This is a genomic window from Xanthomonas sp. Leaf148, assembly GCF_001423585.1.
In the GTDB taxonomy this organism is placed as follows: domain Bacteria; phylum Pseudomonadota; class Gammaproteobacteria; order Xanthomonadales; family Xanthomonadaceae; genus Xanthomonas.
This window is the reverse complement of record NZ_LMOP01000001.1, coordinates 298379-313228: the sequence shown is the minus strand read 5'-3', so window position 1 is coordinate 313228 and position 14850 is coordinate 298379. Positions and strand designations below refer to the sequence as shown.

Here is a 14850-nt window from a genome sequence, read left to right as displayed (position 1 = left end):
TGCCACCGCCATGAGCGATACCTTACGTGACCAGTTGCTCGGCCTGGGCTTCAAGTCCGCGCCCAAGCCCGAACGCAAACCCGACGCACGGCCTGCCGCGCGTCACCATGGCAACGGTGGCAAGCCCGCACCCGGCGGCAACAGGCCGGGTGTCCAGGGCAGGGGACCGCAGCGGCCACACGCCGCTGCGGCGACCGATGCAACCAGCGAACGCAAAAGCGATGGCAGGCCCGACCGGCGCCACGATGGCAAGCCGGCAGCGTCGCCACGCCCCCAACATTCCAATGCCGACCGACGTGGCCCCAGGCCGGCGCGCACGCGCGAGGACATAGACCTGGCCAAGGCCTATGCGATCCGTGCGCAGCGCGAAAAAGACGAGCGCATCGAAGCCGAGCGCCTAAAGCAGGAAGAAGCACGCCTGCGTCGCGAAGCCAAGGCCAAGCTCGAGGAGCTGCTCAAGGACAAGGGCTTGAACCATGCCGATGCCGACATCGCGCGGCATTTCCCGTATGGCGGCAAGATCAAGCGCATCTACGTCACCGCTGATCAGCTCAAGGCACTCAATGCCGGCCAGCTGGGCGTGCTGCAACTCAATGGGCGCTATCTGCTGGTGACGGCCGAGGTGCTCGCCGAAGCCGAATCCGTGTTCGCACCGTCGGTGGCCCTGAAGGTGGACCCGAATGCGCCGGCAGGCGACGACCCGTACGCCGATCCCCAATATCAGGTGCCCGACGATCTGGTCTGGTAACACCGCAGTCCACTGGTGGTGTGACATGTGGGCACCTGTTGGGTGCCCTTGTGTTGAGTGTGACCAAGCCGCTGCAGTGTGGCGAAATGAGCACGGCTGATATCTGATCGTATGTACGACATCGTCGTCGCGACGCATGGCGCGGTCACCGATCTGCCTACGGCTGCGTTCCCACGGAGCGGTCGCTCATAAATTTGCCCGGCAAGATGGCCTGGCACCGCTTTTCAGGAATCAGGATGATGCGCGCGCAGATAGGGAACGGTTATTTCGCACATATCGACGGCTTGCGTGCGCTAGCCGTGCTGTCGGTCATCGCCTATCACCTGGACGCGAGCTGGTTGCCCGGTGGCTTCACCGGTGTCGATATCTTCTTCGTCATCTCCGGGTTTGTGGTCAGCGCCTCGGTCGATCGGCTGCCTCGCGTGTCGGTTGCGGCAGAACTTGCCCGCTTCTATGCGCGTCGCTTGCGGCGCATTGCGCCCGCGCTGCTGGCATGTCTGGTGGCCACTGCGCTGTTCTCGATGGTGTTCATCCCCGAGTCGTGGCTAAGCGAATCCAGCACCAAGACCGGGCGCATGGCCCTGTTCGGTTTGAGCAACTGGGTGCTTGCCAGCGTGGGGCAGGATTATTTTTCGCCACGCGCAGAGTTCAATCCGTACACGCAAACATGGTCGCTCGGTGTCGAAGAGCAGTTCTATCTGCTGTTTCCGTGGATGTTTCTGGCGTGGATGCGCGGCGGTGCACGGCGCTTCTGGTCGCTGGGCGTGTTCGCGCTCGCCAGTGCGGCCTCGCTCGGGTACGCGTGGCAGCGCACGCATGTGCCGGGGCATGAAGTCACATCGTTTTATCTGACGACTGCGCGTTTCTGGCAACTGGGTGCGGGCGTGCTGTTGTATCAAGGCATGACACTTCTCGGGCGCCGCGAAGGACGCCATCTGTTTGCCACCGGCATCGCGATGCCGGTGGCACTGCGCACGCTGCTGTTGGTGCTGGCGTTGGCCAGCATCGGAAATGGCTTGTGGAATGCGCGCCCCGGCCATTCGCCGTGGAGCGACGGGCTTTGGCCGGTGCTGGGCACGCTGGCCTTGCTGGCGTTGTTGCATCGACACGCCGATGGCTGGGCGGGGCGCGTCCTGTCCGCCAGGCCAATGGTGGCGATCGGCCGCATCTCGTATTCACTGTATCTGTGGCACTGGCCGGTTCTGGTGCTGTTGCGGTGGACCGTCGGGTTGGAATCGGCCGGTGCCAAACTTGCGGCGGTAGCGTTGACGTTCGCGTGTGCGGTGGCTTCGTATCGTTGGGTGGAGTTGCCCTGGCGCACGCGTCGTCTGAGCGGTCGCTCGAACATGCGCGTTGTGGCGATCGGCATCGGCGCGCTGGTGCTGGCTGCGGGCGTGCAGTCGTTACTGATCAAGTCCGCGCCGTATGTGTCGTTGAGCGTGGTCAGCAGGCATCCACTGGATTGGTATGCGTATGCCCGTAGCCTGCGCAAGGAATTTCCGGACTGCCGCCTGCTGGCGAGCAATACATCAGTCAACGGGCAGCCGGTGCGGATTTTCGCGCGCGGGCAGTGCACGCGACCGGCTAAGACGCAGCTGCAGGTCTTCGTGATAGGCGATTCGCACGCGCTGGCCTACAACGAAATGCTGCGACGCTTTCCCGTTGTCGAAGGTGGCAGCGTCCGCATGTACGGGGTCGCCGGTTGTTCGGTCGCTTCGATGCAACCTGGCGCGCAAGTGCCCGGGTGCGAGGCGTTCGTGCGCCCCGCGCTGGAAGATGTGATGGCCAACGCACATCCTGGTGATGTGCTGTTTCTGCCAGGGTTGCGTGTGCCGCGACTGGCCGAGCAGGACGCGCTGTTCGATCTGGATGCCAATGTCGCTACGTTGCAGAGCGAACAGGCGCAACGCGAGCGTGATGCGAGTGTTGCCGCAACCATCGCTCTGCTGGCGCCGGTGCAGGCGCGGGGCGTGCGGATCGTGTTCGAGGCGCCCAAGCCTGTGCTCAGGGCACCGCCGTACCGATGCTCGGACTGGTTCAATCGCCACAACGCGGTATGCGCCAACGGCATGCAGATCGAGCGAGCCGTCATGGAGCGGTACCGCGCGCCGGCACTGGACGGTGTGCATCGCATTGCCGCAGCGCTGGGCGGCGCCAGTGTCTGGGACCCGCTGCCACTGCTGTGCGATGCGCAGACGTGCGCGCCGACCCGGCATGGCCGACCGCTGTTCTTCGATGCCGACCATCTGAGCGGCTACGGCAATCGTGTGCTGCTGCCCAGCTTCGCTGCGCATCTGCGTGGCTTACCGGCGCAGGCGCCAACGCACTAACCGGATCAGGCAGCGATAGACAGGCCGGTCACGGCAGGCACGGCACCATGCACGCCGTTGCCGGTCGACGCAGTCGGGCATAAGGTCAGCTGCGTTGTCGCTCACTTCCTGCCGATGGTGTCGCATATGTCCATGTCTTCAAACTCCTCGCAAGCTCGCGCCATTTTGCAGGCGTCGTTGATGCCCGCTGCTGCGTTCAACGTTCTCCGCCTGCAGGCAGGGCGACACCTGGCATTGGCCGGAGCGGTGTTGGCGCTATGCCTGGCCAGTCCGCAGGCATTTGCGCAGTCGGAAGACGCCCCGGTGTTCGACCGTCCTGGTATCCCGTTCGCTGCCGAGGTGCTGCAGCCCGGCGCGTTCGCCTGGGAGCAGGGGTTGCCGGATGCGAGTACCGACCGTGCCGATGGTCAGCGCACGACGCTGTATACCGCCGACACGGTGCTGCGTCTGGGAGTATCCGAGCATGTGGAGCTGCAACTGGGCAGCGACAGTTACAACTGGCAGCGCGGTGGTGGTGTGCGCACGCACGGCGGTGGCGATAGTCATGTCGGGTTGAAGGTCGCCTTGCCGTCGCGTTCGGAGAGTTTTCATTGGGCGGCACTGGGCACCTATCGCGTGCCGACCGGCAGCCCTGCCTTCAGCGATGGCTATTCGCGCGAGCTCGGGGTGACTGCATCGTGGGATCTGGCGCAGCAGCGCGCGCTGGCGTTGTACGTCAACTACGCACGCGACAACGACGGGCACACCTGGACGTTTTCGCCCAATTACACGTTCTTCTCGGGCGCGCATTTCAGCAGTTACGTAGAAGCGGGCCTGGACACCGGCAGCGAGCATTCGCGTGTGGCGGGCGCCGGCGGCGCCTGGCAGCTACCGCATGCGATGCAGCTGGATGTCTCGGTGTTGCGCGGGCTGACCTCGGAAAGCCCGGATTGGCAGGGCGGAATCGGCTTGTCTATCGCGTTTCAGTAACGGGTCAATAGCAGCCCAGACACACGTGCGACAGCGAGGCGCGCGAGTCCTGGCGTTGTGGCGCCCCCTACGCGCCTTGCTGGGTAACGGCACGGTCGCTTGGATTTCAGGCGCTTGTGTGACCGCAGCAGATCGCTTGGCTGCACGTCACGGCGGTCTGTCAGACGTGTGGGTGATCAATCGACGGGCGTGAAGCGGGGCGCACGGCAACGCGCGTGCCATCCACAGATCGTAACGGCACGCCGCGGTTGCCGGAAGCTGCAGTAAGCTGTTCATCTAGACTGATGCGGCTCGGTGCCATCGACCGCCACAGTTGAGCCGCTGGCATCTGTGCGGCCAATGCTGCACTGCCGCATGCATTGAATGGCGGGAAAAGGCTTAATTGGATCGATCCAATTCCAGTCCATTACATGCGCGTTTTTCACTCAGCGGGTCCCAGCGCTTGACGCGTCCCAAACAGGCCTCGGCTGCGCCGGAGGCTGGCGAAGTACGCCCGGCACGGCGTGGCGCGGTGACGCTGCGCGACATCGCAGGCGCAATCGGCGTCTCGCGCGCAACCGTGTCGCTGGTGCTGCGCGGCAGCCCGCTGGTGCATGCCAGCACGCGCGCGCGGGTGGAAGCCGAGCTGGATCGGCAAAACTACGTTTACAACCGGGCCGCGGCCAATCTGCGCCAGCGCACCTCGTCCAGCATCGCGCTGGTCATCAATGATCTGTCCAACCCGTTCTTCGCAGAATTTGCAGCAGGGGTCGACGAAGCGTTGGGCGCGGCCGGCTATGTCACGCTGCTGGGTAGTACCGGCGAGTCCACACAGCGGCAGCAGGCGGTGTTGACTTCGTTGATGGAGCACACGCCGGCCGGGATCATCCTGTCGCCGGCCGAGGGCAGCCAGGCGCAGGCGCTGGCGCAGGTGCTGGGCCGCCAGCGCAACGTGGTGCTGTTCAATCGCGAGGTGGAAGGCGCCGGCTGGGACCTGTTGGCGCTGGACAACGAACAGGGCGCGTTTCTGGCCTGCACGCATCTGATTGAACAAGGTCATCGGCACATCGTGTTTTTCGGCGGGCATGCCGAATCCAGCTCGTGCCGGCAGCGCCGCGCCGGTTATACGCGCGCGATGTCCGGCGCGGGTCTGACGGTGCAGTACGTCGAGTCGGCGCCCAATCGTCAGGACGCCGCACTGTGTGGCACGCGCATGCTCGACAATGCCGACCATGCCGCGACCGCGGCGGTTTGCTACAACGACAGCGTTGCGCTTGGCCTGATGGCCGCGCTGGCGATGCATGGGATCGTTCCGGGCCGCGACTTCGCGGTGACTGGCTTCGACGATATTGCCGAAGCCGCGTTGTTTACCCCGGCGTTGACCACGCTGGCGGCCGATCCGCGTGCGCGCGGCCGGCAAGCTGCGCAGCTGGTGCTGCAGCGCATCGGCAGCCCGGACCTGGCGTCGCAGCGGCTCACCGCTGCAGTGGCGCTGAAGGTCCGCGCGAGTAGCGCCTGCGCGCCCTCACTCCTCTCTGTGTCTTCGCAACATCCCGTAAGCGATTTTCCCGCCCATTCCCCCACCAAGGCCTCAGGCCGCTGACCAGGCAACTCCTATGGTTTCCCTTTCCACGCAATCCACTGTGCCAAGCGGCAACAAGGCGCCCGTCAACAACGGCGTCGCGTTGTCGGTGGTCACCACGATCTTTTTCATGTGGGGCTTTCTCACCTGCCTCAACGACATCCTGATTCCGCATCTGAAGGCGGTGTTCGAGCTGAACTTTGCGCAGGCGATGCTGGTGCAGTTCACCTTCTTCGGTGCGTACTTCCTGATGTCGTTGCCGGCCGGTTGGCTGGTGAATCGCCTGGGCTACAAGCAGGGCATCGTTGCAGGGCTTGCGGTGGCGGCGGTCGGTGCGCTGGGTTTCTGGCCTGCGGCGGAACTGCGCGTGTATGGCGCATTTCTGGGGGCGTTGTTCGTGCTTGCCACCGGCATCACCATCCTGCAGGTGGCGGCAAATCCGTATGTCGCGTTGCTGGGTCCGGAGCGCAGTGCCTCCAGCCGGCTGACCTTGGCGCAGGCGCTCAATTCGCTGGGTACCGCGATTGCGCCGCTGCTGGGCGGCTGGTTGATCCTCTCCAACACGGTGATGAGCGGCGACCAGCTCAAGGCGTTGCCGGACGCCGAGCAGCTGGCCTATCGCGTGCAGGAAGCGCAGGCCGTGCAAGGCCCCTACATCGGGCTGGGCGTGGTGCTGTTTTTGCTGGCGATCTTCGTGTTTCTGTTCCGTCTGCCCGCGTTGACCGATGCCAGTGCGCAGAAGGAAGAGAGCAAGCATTCGCTACTGGATGCGCTGCGTCACCCGCATGTGCGTTTCGGTGTGCTGGCGATCTTCTTCTATGTCGGCGCAGAAGTGGCGATCGGCAGCCTGATGGTCAATTACTTCTCGTTGCCTGAGATCGGCGGGTTCACTGAGCGCGAGGCGACCACCTATGTTTCGGCGTACTGGACCTTGGCGATGATCGGCCGCTTCATCGGTTCGGCGTTGTTGGCCAAGCTGTCGCCACGCGTGCTGCTGTCGGTATTTGCGGGGATCAACGCCTTGCTGCTGGGCCTGACCATGGCCAGTGGCGGCATGCTGGCGGTGTACACGCTGGTGGCGATCGGGCTGTTCAACTCGATCATGTTCCCGACCATCTTTACCCTGGGCATCGAGCGGCTCGGTCCACTGACCGGGCGCGCATCCAGCCTGTTGATCATGGCCATTGTGGGTGGCGCGATCGTGCCGTATCTGCAGGGCTTGCTGGCGGATCGCATCGGCCTGCATGAGTCGTTCGTGCTGCCGCTGGTGTGCTACCTGTACATCGTGTTTTACGGCATTTGGGGCTCGCGTTTGCGCGGCGCACTGGCGGAGGCGCGCGCATGAGTGCTGCCAAGAACCAGGTGGTCTGTTTCGGTGAAGCCTTGATCGACATGCTGGCCTTGCCGCAGGCTAGCACCGATGACGCGCGCACCTTCGCGCAATATGCCGGCGGTGCGCCGGCCAACGTGGCGGTTGCGGTGGCAAAGCTCGGCGGCGCTGCGCATTTTGTGGGCATGCTCGGGCGCGACATGTTCGGCGATTTCCTGTTGCAGAGTCTGCAGCAGGCCGGTGTTGTCACCGATGGCATCGTGCGCACCGATGAAGCCAAGACCGCGCTGGCGTTTGTGGCGCTGGACGACGCCGGCGAGCGCAGTTTCAGCTTCTACCGGCCACCGGCAGCGGACCTGCTGTTCCGTCCGGAGCACTTTGCCGCCGATGGGTTTGCGCAGGCAGCGGTGCTGCACGTGTGCTCCAACAGCATGACCGAGGATGCGATCGCGCAATGCACGCTGGACGGCATGCGCCGCGCGCGTGCCGACGGCGCCATCGTCAGCCTGGACCTCAATCTGCGCCCGATGCTGTGGCCGCAGGATGTGGATCCGGCTGCGTTGCTGTGGGAAGCGTTGGCGCTGGCCGACGTGGTCAAGCTCTCGCGCGAAGAACTGGAGTATTTGGCTGGCACCTTGCATAGCGACGCCAGCGCGGTGACACAGAAGCTGTGGCAGGGCAACGCGCGCTGGCTGCTGGTCACCGACGGCGGTGGCCCGGTGCATTGGCAGACACGGGTGGATTCTGGCCAGGTGCCGGCGTTCACTGTGCAGGTGCGCGACAGCACCGCGGCTGGCGATGCGTTCGTCGGTGGTCTGCTGTATCAGCTGGCCGCACGTGCGAGCACGCTTGAACACCTGTGCGGCGATGCTGCGGCGATGACGCAGGTGATTCGTTTCGCCGCCGCTGTCGGTGCGCTGGCAGTGACGCGCAAAGGCGCGTTCGCCGCGATGCCCAGCATCGATGAAGTCCATTCTCTGATCCAGGAACAAGCATGAGCCCGTTGCCCGCATCTCCCGCTCCCGATTTCCGCTCGGCCGATGTGTTGCGCCAGCATATTGCCGACACCATGGCGTTCTATCACCCGCGCGCGATCGACCCGGCCGGTGGCTTCTTCCAGTATTTCAAGGATGACGGCAGCATCTACGATGCCGGCCACCGGCATCTGGTGAGCAGTACGCGCTTCGTCTTCAACTACGCGATGGCCTATCGCGAATTCGGCAACGCCGAGTATCTGCAAGCGGTGCGTCACGGCCTGGAGTATCTGCGCAACGTGCACCGCAATGCTGCCACTGGCGGGTATGCGTGGACGCTGCGCGATGGCGTGGTCGAAGACGACATGAACCACTGCTACGGCCTGGCGTTCGTGCTGCTGGCGTATTCGTGCGGCCTGAAAGCCGGTATTGCCGAAGCGCGCGAATGGATGGACGAAACCTGGCAGCTGCTGGAAAAGTACTTCTGGGAAGCGGAATTCGGCCTGTATCGCGATGAGGCCGATGCGCAGTTCAACTTCACCCGCTATCGCGGCCAGAACGCCAACATGCACATGTGCGAGGCGATGATCGCCGCCTACGAGGCCAGCGGCGAGCAGCGCTATCTCGATCGTGCGCTGCAGCTGGCCGACACCATGACCCGACGCCAGGCGGCCAAGGCCGATGGGTTGGTGTGGGAGCACTACGACCCGCAGTGGAACATCGACTGGGACTACAACCGCGATAACCCCAAGCATCTGTTCCGTCCCTGGGGCTTCCAGCCGGGTCACCAGACCGAGTGGGCCAAGCTGCTGATGCTGCTGGATCGCTACGCGCCGACAGACTGGTTGTTGCCGACTGCGCAGCATCTGTTCGATGTTGCGGTGGAGCGCTCCTGGGATGTGCAGCGCGGCGGGCTGTATTACGGCTTCGCACCTGACGGGCAGGTGTGCGATGACGATAAGTATTTCTGGGTACAGGCCGAGTCGTTGGCTGCAGCGGCCTTGCTGGCGCAGCGCAGTGGCGATGCGCGCTACTGGCAGTGGTACGACAAGCTGTGGGAGTACTCCTGGACCCACATGGTCGACCACCGTTACGGCGCGTGGTATCGCATCCTGGATGCGGATAACCGCAAATACAGCGACGAGAAGAGCCCGGCCGGCAAGACCGATTACCACACTATGGGCGCGTGCTACGAAGTGTTGAACGTGTTGCGTCCAGCAGCTTGATGCGGGTGTGACAGGGCGCGGCCGTCTATCGTGCGGTCGCGCCGTGATGTAGGAGCGCACCCGGGCGCGATGGGGCTTTATCGGTAAAGCCTTGTCGCGCCCGGGTGCGCTCCTACGTTGGTTGGTCGCTGCTTTCGGTGACGCTGGCCCGGTGTTATTCGGGTGCCGCACCATGTGTGTGTCCTACAACGTGTTGAATGTGTTGCGCCCAGCAGTTTGATGCCGGTGTGACAGGGCGCGGCCGTCTATGTGCGGCTGCGCCGTGATGTAGGAGCGCACCTGGGCGCGATGGGGTTTTATCGGTAAAGCCTTGTCGCGCCCGGGTGCGCTCCTACGTTGGGTTGGCCGCTGATGGCGATGCCGGCCCGGTGTTATTCCGGGTCGTAATCCAGATTCGATGCCAGCCAGCGTTCGGCCAATGCCAGGGTGATGCCCTTGCGCTTGGCGTAGTCGGCGACCTGTTCCTTGCCCAGCCGCCCGACCACGAAGTACTGGCTCTTGGGATGGCTGAAGTAATACCCGGACACCGCCGCAGTGGGCAGCATCGCAAAGCTCTCGGTGAGCGACATGTCCGTGTTGCGTTCGGCATTGAGTAGATCGAACAGCGTGCGTTTTTCGCTGTGTTCCGGGCATGCGGGGTAACCGGGTGCCGGGCGAATGCCGCGATAGCGTTCGGCAATCAAGGCCTCGTTGTCGAGCTCTTCGTTGTCGATGTATCCCCAGAACTCGGTGCGCACACGCTGATGCAGGCGCTCGGCCAGTGCCTCGGCCAGGCGATCGGCCAATGCCTTGAGCAGGATTGAGTTGTAGTCGTCGTGCGCCGCTTCAAAGCGCGCAACATGCGGGTCGATGCCGATGCCGGCAGTGACCGCAAACCCGCCGATCCAGTCCTGCTTGCCGCTGCTCTTGGGCGCGATGAAATCGGCCAGGCAGAAGTCGGGACGGTCGACGGGTTTGTCGACTTGCTGGCGCAAAAAATGCAGGGAATGGGGAATGGAGAATCGGGAATGGTCGGGCGCCGATGCATCGCCTTGCGATTCCCGATTCCCGATTCCCGATTCCGCAGGCTCGGTCAGCATAACAACATCATCGCCTACTGCATTGGCCGGCCACAGCCCAAACACCGCCTTGGCGGTGAGCCATTTTTCGTCGACGATTTGCTTGAGCATACGTCGCGCGTCGCGATACAGCTCGCTGGCCTGGGTGCCGACGATCTCGTCGCTGAGGATGGCCGGAAATTTACCGGCCAGCTCCCAGGCCTGGAAGAACGGCGTCCAGTCGATCAGCTCGATCAACTCTTGCAACGGGTAATCGTCGAATACGTGCAGGCCAGGCTGACGCGGAGTGGGCGGTGTGTAGTTAGCCCAATCGCCATCGAAACGCTGGGCGCGTGCCTTTTCCAACGACACCAGCCGTTTTGCATCGCCACGGTTGCGGTGGCGTGCGCGGATCTCGGCGTAGTCCGCCTCGTTGGCAGCGACGAAGGCCTGACGCAGGTCGCGCGAAATCAACGATTGCGCAACGCCTACCGCACGCGAGGCATCCTTCACCCAGACCGTGGGTGCGGCGTAATGCGGGTCGATTTTCAGCGCGGTGTGCGCGCGCGAGGTGGTGGCGCCACCGATCAACAACGGAATCTCAAAACCCTGTCGCTGCATTTCGCGCGCCACATGCGACATCTCTTCCAGCGAGGGCGTAATCAAGCCGGACAACCCGATCAGATCCGCATTTTCTTCGCGCGCACGGTCCAGGATCACCTGCGCAGACACCATCACGCCCAGGTCCACCACATCGAAGTTGTTGCACGCCAACACCACGCCGACGATGTTCTTGCCGATGTCGTGCACATCGCCTTTCACGGTGGCCATGATGATCTTGCCGTTGGACTTGCCAACGTCGCCGGTGCGCAGTTTTTCCGCTTCGATGTACGGCAGCAGATAGGCCACGGCCTTTTTCATCACGCGCGCGGATTTGACCACCTGCGGCAGGAACATCTTACCGGCACCGAACAGGTCACCGACCACGTTCATGCCGTCCATCAGCGGGCCTTCGATCACATCCAGCGGGCGTGTCGATTGCTGGCGCGCTTCTTCGGTGTCGGTTTCCACATAGGCATCGATGCCATGCACCAGCGCATGCGCCAGGCGTGCACGGACCGGTTTGTCGCGCCAGGCAAGGTCCTCGACCTTGGCCGCACCCTTGCTGCCTTTGTAGCGTTCGGCGATTTCTAGCAGCCGCTCGGTACCATCCTTGCGGCGATTGAGGATGACGTCTTCCACGCGCTCGCGCAGGTCCGGGTCCAGCTCGTCGTAGATCGGCATGCCACCGGCATTGACGATGCCCATGTCCATGCCGGCCTTGATCGCATGGAACAGAAACACCGAGTGAATCGCCTGACGCACCATCTCGTTGCCGCGGAAGGAGAACGACACATTCGATACGCCGCCGGAGATGTGGCAATGCGGCAGCGTGCGTTTGATTTCGCGGGTCGCCTCGATGAAGTCCACTGCGTAGTTGTCGTGCTCCTCGATGCCGGTGGCCACGGCAAAGATGTTCGGGTCGAAGATGATGTCTTCCGGTGGAAAACCCACTTGCTCGGTCAGCACTTTGTAGGCGCGCGTGCAGATTTCTACTTTGCGTGCGCAGGTGTCGGCCTGGCCCACTTCATCGAAGGCCATGACCACGGCGGCGGCGCCATACCGCAGCACCTTGCGTGCCTGTTCGATAAAGAGCGCTTCGCCTTCTTTCAACGAAATCGAGTTGACCACGCTCTTGCCTTGCAGGCACTTCAAGCCGGCTTCGATCACCGTCCATTTGGAGGAATCCACCATCACCGGAATACGCGCGATATCCGGCTCGGACATAATCAGATTGAGAAAGCGCGTCATCGCTTTTTCGGAATCGATCAGGCCCTCGTCCATGTTGACGTCGAGGATCTGCGCGCCATTGGCAACCTGCTGGCGCGCCACGTCCACGGCTTCTTCGTAACGCTCTTCCTTGATCAGCTTGCGGAATTGCGCGCTGCCGGTGACGTTGGTACGCTCGCCGACGTTGACGAACAACAGGTCCGGCGTGATGACCAGTGGTTCTAGGCCCGACAGGCGGGTGTAGCGGGGAGTGCTCATGCGATGCTCTGGCGGGCGTCGGACGGGGCGAATGTCCAGGCGAGGCGATGATGGTTGGCGGTTGGCAGGGCGCGGACCGAGATGGCCCTCATCCGCCCTTCGGGCACCTTCTCCCGCGCGCGGGAGAAGGGAGCTTTTGTCCACGTGCGGAGTAATGTGCCGTGCTTCTCCGGCGCGCGGGAGAAGGGAGCTTTCGTCCACGTGCAGAGCAATGTGCCGTGCTTCTCTCGCGTGCGGGAGAAGGGAGCTTTCGTGCACGTGTCGAGCGATGTGCTGTCCTTCTCCCGCATGCGGGAGAAGGTGGCGCGCAGCGCCGGATGAGGGCCCACGTTCTGCATCACGCGGCCAGCTCCTGCGCACCCGGCAACTGCCGCGGCGGCAGATCCGCTACTGCTTCGGCAATTGCGCGGATGTGGTCCGGCGATGTACCGCAGCAACCGCCAACCAGATTCAGCAATCCGGACTGGGCAAATTCGCGCAGCGTCTCGGCCATTTCCTCGGGCGTTTCGTCGTATTCGCCGAATGCATTCGGCAACCCGGCGTTCGGATGCGCGCTGACATAGGCGTCGGCGATCTGCGCCAGCGTTTCCACATGTGGGCGCAGATCCTTGGCGCCCAGCGCGCAATTCAGGCCCACCGACAGCGGCCGCCCGTGCGCAACCGAGGCGTAGAACGCTTCGGCAGTCTGCCCAGACAGCGTGCGACCGGACGCATCGGTAATGGTGCCGGAGACCATCACCGGCAGGCGCCCGCCGCGTGCTTCGAAGACTTCTTCGATCGCGTACAGCGCGGCCTTGGCATTGAGCGTGTCGAAGATGGTTTCCACCATCAGTGTGTCGGCGCCGCCGTCGATCAAGCCTTCGACAGCCTCGCGGTAGGTCTCGCGCAATGCATCGAAACTGGTGTTGCGGTAGCCGGGATCGTTGACGTCCGGGCTGATCGACGCCGTGCGGCTGGTGGGGCCGAGCACGCCGATCACAAAGCGCGGCTTGTGCGGCGTCAGCGCTTCGACGGCATCGCAGCATTCGCGCGCCACTTGCGCGCCGGCCTTGTTCAATTCGTACACCACGTGCTCAAGGTGATAGTCGGCCTGGCTCACCGAGGTGGCGTTGAACGTGTTGGTTTCCAGCAGGTCGGCACCGGCATCCAGATAGGCGCGGTGGATGCCGGCGATGATCTCGGGGCGGGTCAGCAACAGCAGATCGTTGTTGCCTTTCAGATCGTGACCTTCCTGCGTGTGGGCGTGATCGCAGCCCGGGCCATGCACATGCGCGCTGTCGTAGCCCTCGGCAAACCGTGTGCCGCGATAGTCGGTTTCCTGCAGATCGTGGCGCTGGATCATGGTGCCCATCGCGCCATCGATGATGAGGATGCGTTCGCGCAGCGCGGCAGTGAGCTTGGCTGCACGGTCCGGACGCAGCCATGGCAGCGAGAACGGGATTAGGGGTTCGGAATTTGCGATTGGCAGGGATGTCATCAGCCAGTTCTCCGCGCACTCGTGCTGTTGTTTTCAACCAATCCCGATTCCCGACTTCCGACTCCCGGTTTCATCGCAATCAACGAGATCACTTCGAAATGGGGCGGGCGTTTCTCGCGCGTCACCGTCTCCAGGCTGGACACATCCAGCCCGGCTTTTTCGACGAACTTGCGCAGTTCCTTGGCGGCAAACCCGAGATTGACGTGGCCATAGGCGTGCACGGCCGCGCGGTGTTCGTGTTTGGCCAGGCTGCACAGCAGCAATCGCCCGCCGGGGCGCAACACGCGTGCGGATTCGGCCACCGCTTGCGCCGGTTTTGCGGCATATGTCAGCGCGTGCATCAGCACCACCAGGTCGAAGCTGGCATCGGGGAAGGGCAGCGCATGCATGTCGCCTTCGCGCACTTCCACGTTGCGCAGTTTGCGCAGGCGCTCGCTGGCAGCGGCGACCACGCGTGCGCTGGTGTCGATGCAGATGTAGCGGGTGGCATGCGGAGCGACCAGTTCGGCCAGCACGCCGTCACCGGAGGCGATGTCGAGCACGTCGCCGGTTTCCAGCAAGGGCAGGGCGGTGCGCGCCAGCGCTTCCCAGGTGCGACCGGGCGAGTAGTGCCGCTCCATGTCGCCGGCCACCGAATCGGCCCAGTTCTGGTCGGCGGCGCGGTTGGCCAACACGGCCGCCACGCGCTCGGCATCCTGGCGCAGCAGCGGGTCGTCGCTGCCGGTGCTCAGCGCCAGCCACAGCGCACGCTGGGCCGGGTCCAGCGACACTTCGTCGAAGCGGTAGTACGCCGACACGCCGGCGCGGCGGTCGCGCACCAGCCCGGCTTCCTTGAGCTTGGCCAGATGGGTGGACACGCGCGGCTGGGCCAGACGGGTGATGGCCGACAGTTCGGCCACGGTGAGTTCTTCCTGTTCCAGCAGCGCCAGCAGGCGTACCCGGGTGGCGTCGGCAAACACTTTCAGGCGCGCCGACCAGTCTTCCAGATCCATGAATATCTCTATATCGCGATATGGAGATATTTTCGGCCCGGCGGGGTGTGGGGTCAACTACATACGCATGCGAATGGTTGTGGCTACAATGGCCGCTCAGTCAATAACCGGAAGGGGT

The 14850-nt window shown here is 63.7% G+C and carries 10 protein-coding genes and 1 pseudogene; 7 read left to right on the top strand and 4 right to left on the bottom strand.

From position 1 onward, the window contains the following. The first annotated feature begins 10 nt into the window (after positions 1-10). The 7 genes and pseudogenes from ASF90_RS01280 (at position 11) to ASF90_RS01250 (ending at position 9138) form a co-directional block, all read left to right on the top strand. Positions 11-748 carry a DUF2058 family protein gene (locus ASF90_RS01280; RefSeq protein ID WP_330218865.1) on the top strand — a complete coding sequence of 246 codons (738 nt, stop codon included), beginning with the start codon at positions 11-13 and terminating at the stop codon, positions 746-748. A gap of 239 nt (positions 749-987) precedes the next feature. Next, a complete protein-coding gene (locus ASF90_RS01275) occupies positions 988-3078 on the top strand; it encodes an acyltransferase family protein (RefSeq protein ID WP_055846203.1) in 2091 nt (696 codons plus the stop codon). 132 nt (positions 3079-3210) lie between these two features. Then, a complete protein-coding gene (locus ASF90_RS01270) occupies positions 3211-4047 on the top strand; it encodes a transporter (RefSeq protein WP_236699191.1) in 837 nt (278 codons plus the stop codon). A 496-nt stretch (positions 4048-4543) separates the two neighbouring features. After that, positions 4544-5629: pseudogene (locus ASF90_RS01265) on the top strand (LacI family DNA-binding transcriptional regulator); the annotation flags it as partial. A gap of 13 nt (positions 5630-5642) precedes the next feature. Further along, positions 5643-6953: an L-fucose:H+ symporter permease gene (gene fucP, locus ASF90_RS01260; RefSeq protein WP_055844802.1), complete on the top strand. Its 1311-nt coding sequence runs from the start codon at positions 5643-5645 to the stop codon at positions 6951-6953. Continuing rightward, positions 6950-7936, top strand: coding sequence for a carbohydrate kinase (locus tag ASF90_RS01255; RefSeq protein ID WP_055846199.1), 987 nt, complete (start codon positions 6950-6952; stop codon positions 7934-7936). Before fucP ends, ASF90_RS01255 begins: the two co-directional genes overlap by 4 nt. After that, positions 7933-9138 (top strand): AGE family epimerase/isomerase, encoded by a 1206-nt coding sequence (locus tag ASF90_RS01250; RefSeq protein WP_055844800.1) that lies wholly within the window; start codon positions 7933-7935, stop codon positions 9136-9138. The genes ASF90_RS01255 and ASF90_RS01250 overlap by 4 nt, the downstream gene beginning before the upstream one ends. A gap of 371 nt (positions 9139-9509) precedes the next feature. Here ASF90_RS01250 and metH read toward each other — a convergent pair whose 3' ends face one another. Genes metH through ASF90_RS01230 form a run of 4 tightly spaced genes read right to left on the bottom strand, consistent with a single transcriptional unit; the run spans position 9510 to position 14732 of the window. Beyond that, complete coding sequence (metH, locus tag ASF90_RS01245) at positions 9510-12263, bottom strand: methionine synthase (protein WP_055844797.1); 2754 nt, start codon at positions 12261-12263, stop codon at positions 9510-9512. Next, entirely contained in the window at positions 12260-12604 is a 345-nt protein-coding gene (locus tag ASF90_RS01240) for a hypothetical protein (RefSeq protein WP_153066632.1), read from the bottom strand. Before ASF90_RS01240 ends, metH begins: the two co-directional genes overlap by 4 nt. Further along, positions 12601-13740, bottom strand: a complete 1140-nt coding sequence (locus ASF90_RS01235) for a homocysteine S-methyltransferase family protein (RefSeq protein WP_055844791.1) — start codon at positions 13738-13740, stop codon at positions 12601-12603. The genes ASF90_RS01240 and ASF90_RS01235 overlap by 4 nt, the downstream gene beginning before the upstream one ends. Then, positions 13740-14732, bottom strand: coding sequence for a metalloregulator ArsR/SmtB family transcription factor (locus tag ASF90_RS01230; RefSeq protein WP_055844788.1), 993 nt, complete (start codon positions 14730-14732; stop codon positions 13740-13742). Before ASF90_RS01230 ends, ASF90_RS01235 begins: the two co-directional genes overlap by 1 nt. Between the last annotated feature and the right edge of the window lie 118 nt (positions 14733-14850).

Coding starts and splice junctions, on each gene's coding strand:
- ASF90_RS01280 (WP_330218865.1), top strand. CDS start 11: ATGAGCGATACCTTACGTGACCAGTTGCTCGGCCTGGGCTTCAAGTCC.
- ASF90_RS01275 (WP_055846203.1), top strand. CDS start 988: ATGCGCGCGCAGATAGGGAACGGTTATTTCGCACATATCGACGGCTTG.
- ASF90_RS01270 (WP_236699191.1), top strand. CDS start 3,211: ATGTCTTCAAACTCCTCGCAAGCTCGCGCCATTTTGCAGGCGTCGTTG.
- fucP (WP_055844802.1), top strand. CDS start 5,643: ATGGTTTCCCTTTCCACGCAATCCACTGTGCCAAGCGGCAACAAGGCG.
- ASF90_RS01255 (WP_055846199.1), top strand. CDS start 6,950: ATGAGTGCTGCCAAGAACCAGGTGGTCTGTTTCGGTGAAGCCTTGATC.
- ASF90_RS01250 (WP_055844800.1), top strand. CDS start 7,933: ATGAGCCCGTTGCCCGCATCTCCCGCTCCCGATTTCCGCTCGGCCGAT.
- metH (WP_055844797.1), bottom strand. CDS start 12,263: ATGAGCACTCCCCGCTACACCCGCCTGTCGGGCCTAGAACCACTGGTC.
- ASF90_RS01235 (WP_055844791.1), bottom strand. CDS start 13,740: ATGACATCCCTGCCAATCGCAAATTCCGAACCCCTAATCCCGTTCTCG.
- ASF90_RS01230 (WP_055844788.1), bottom strand. CDS start 14,732: ATGGATCTGGAAGACTGGTCGGCGCGCCTGAAAGTGTTTGCCGACGCC.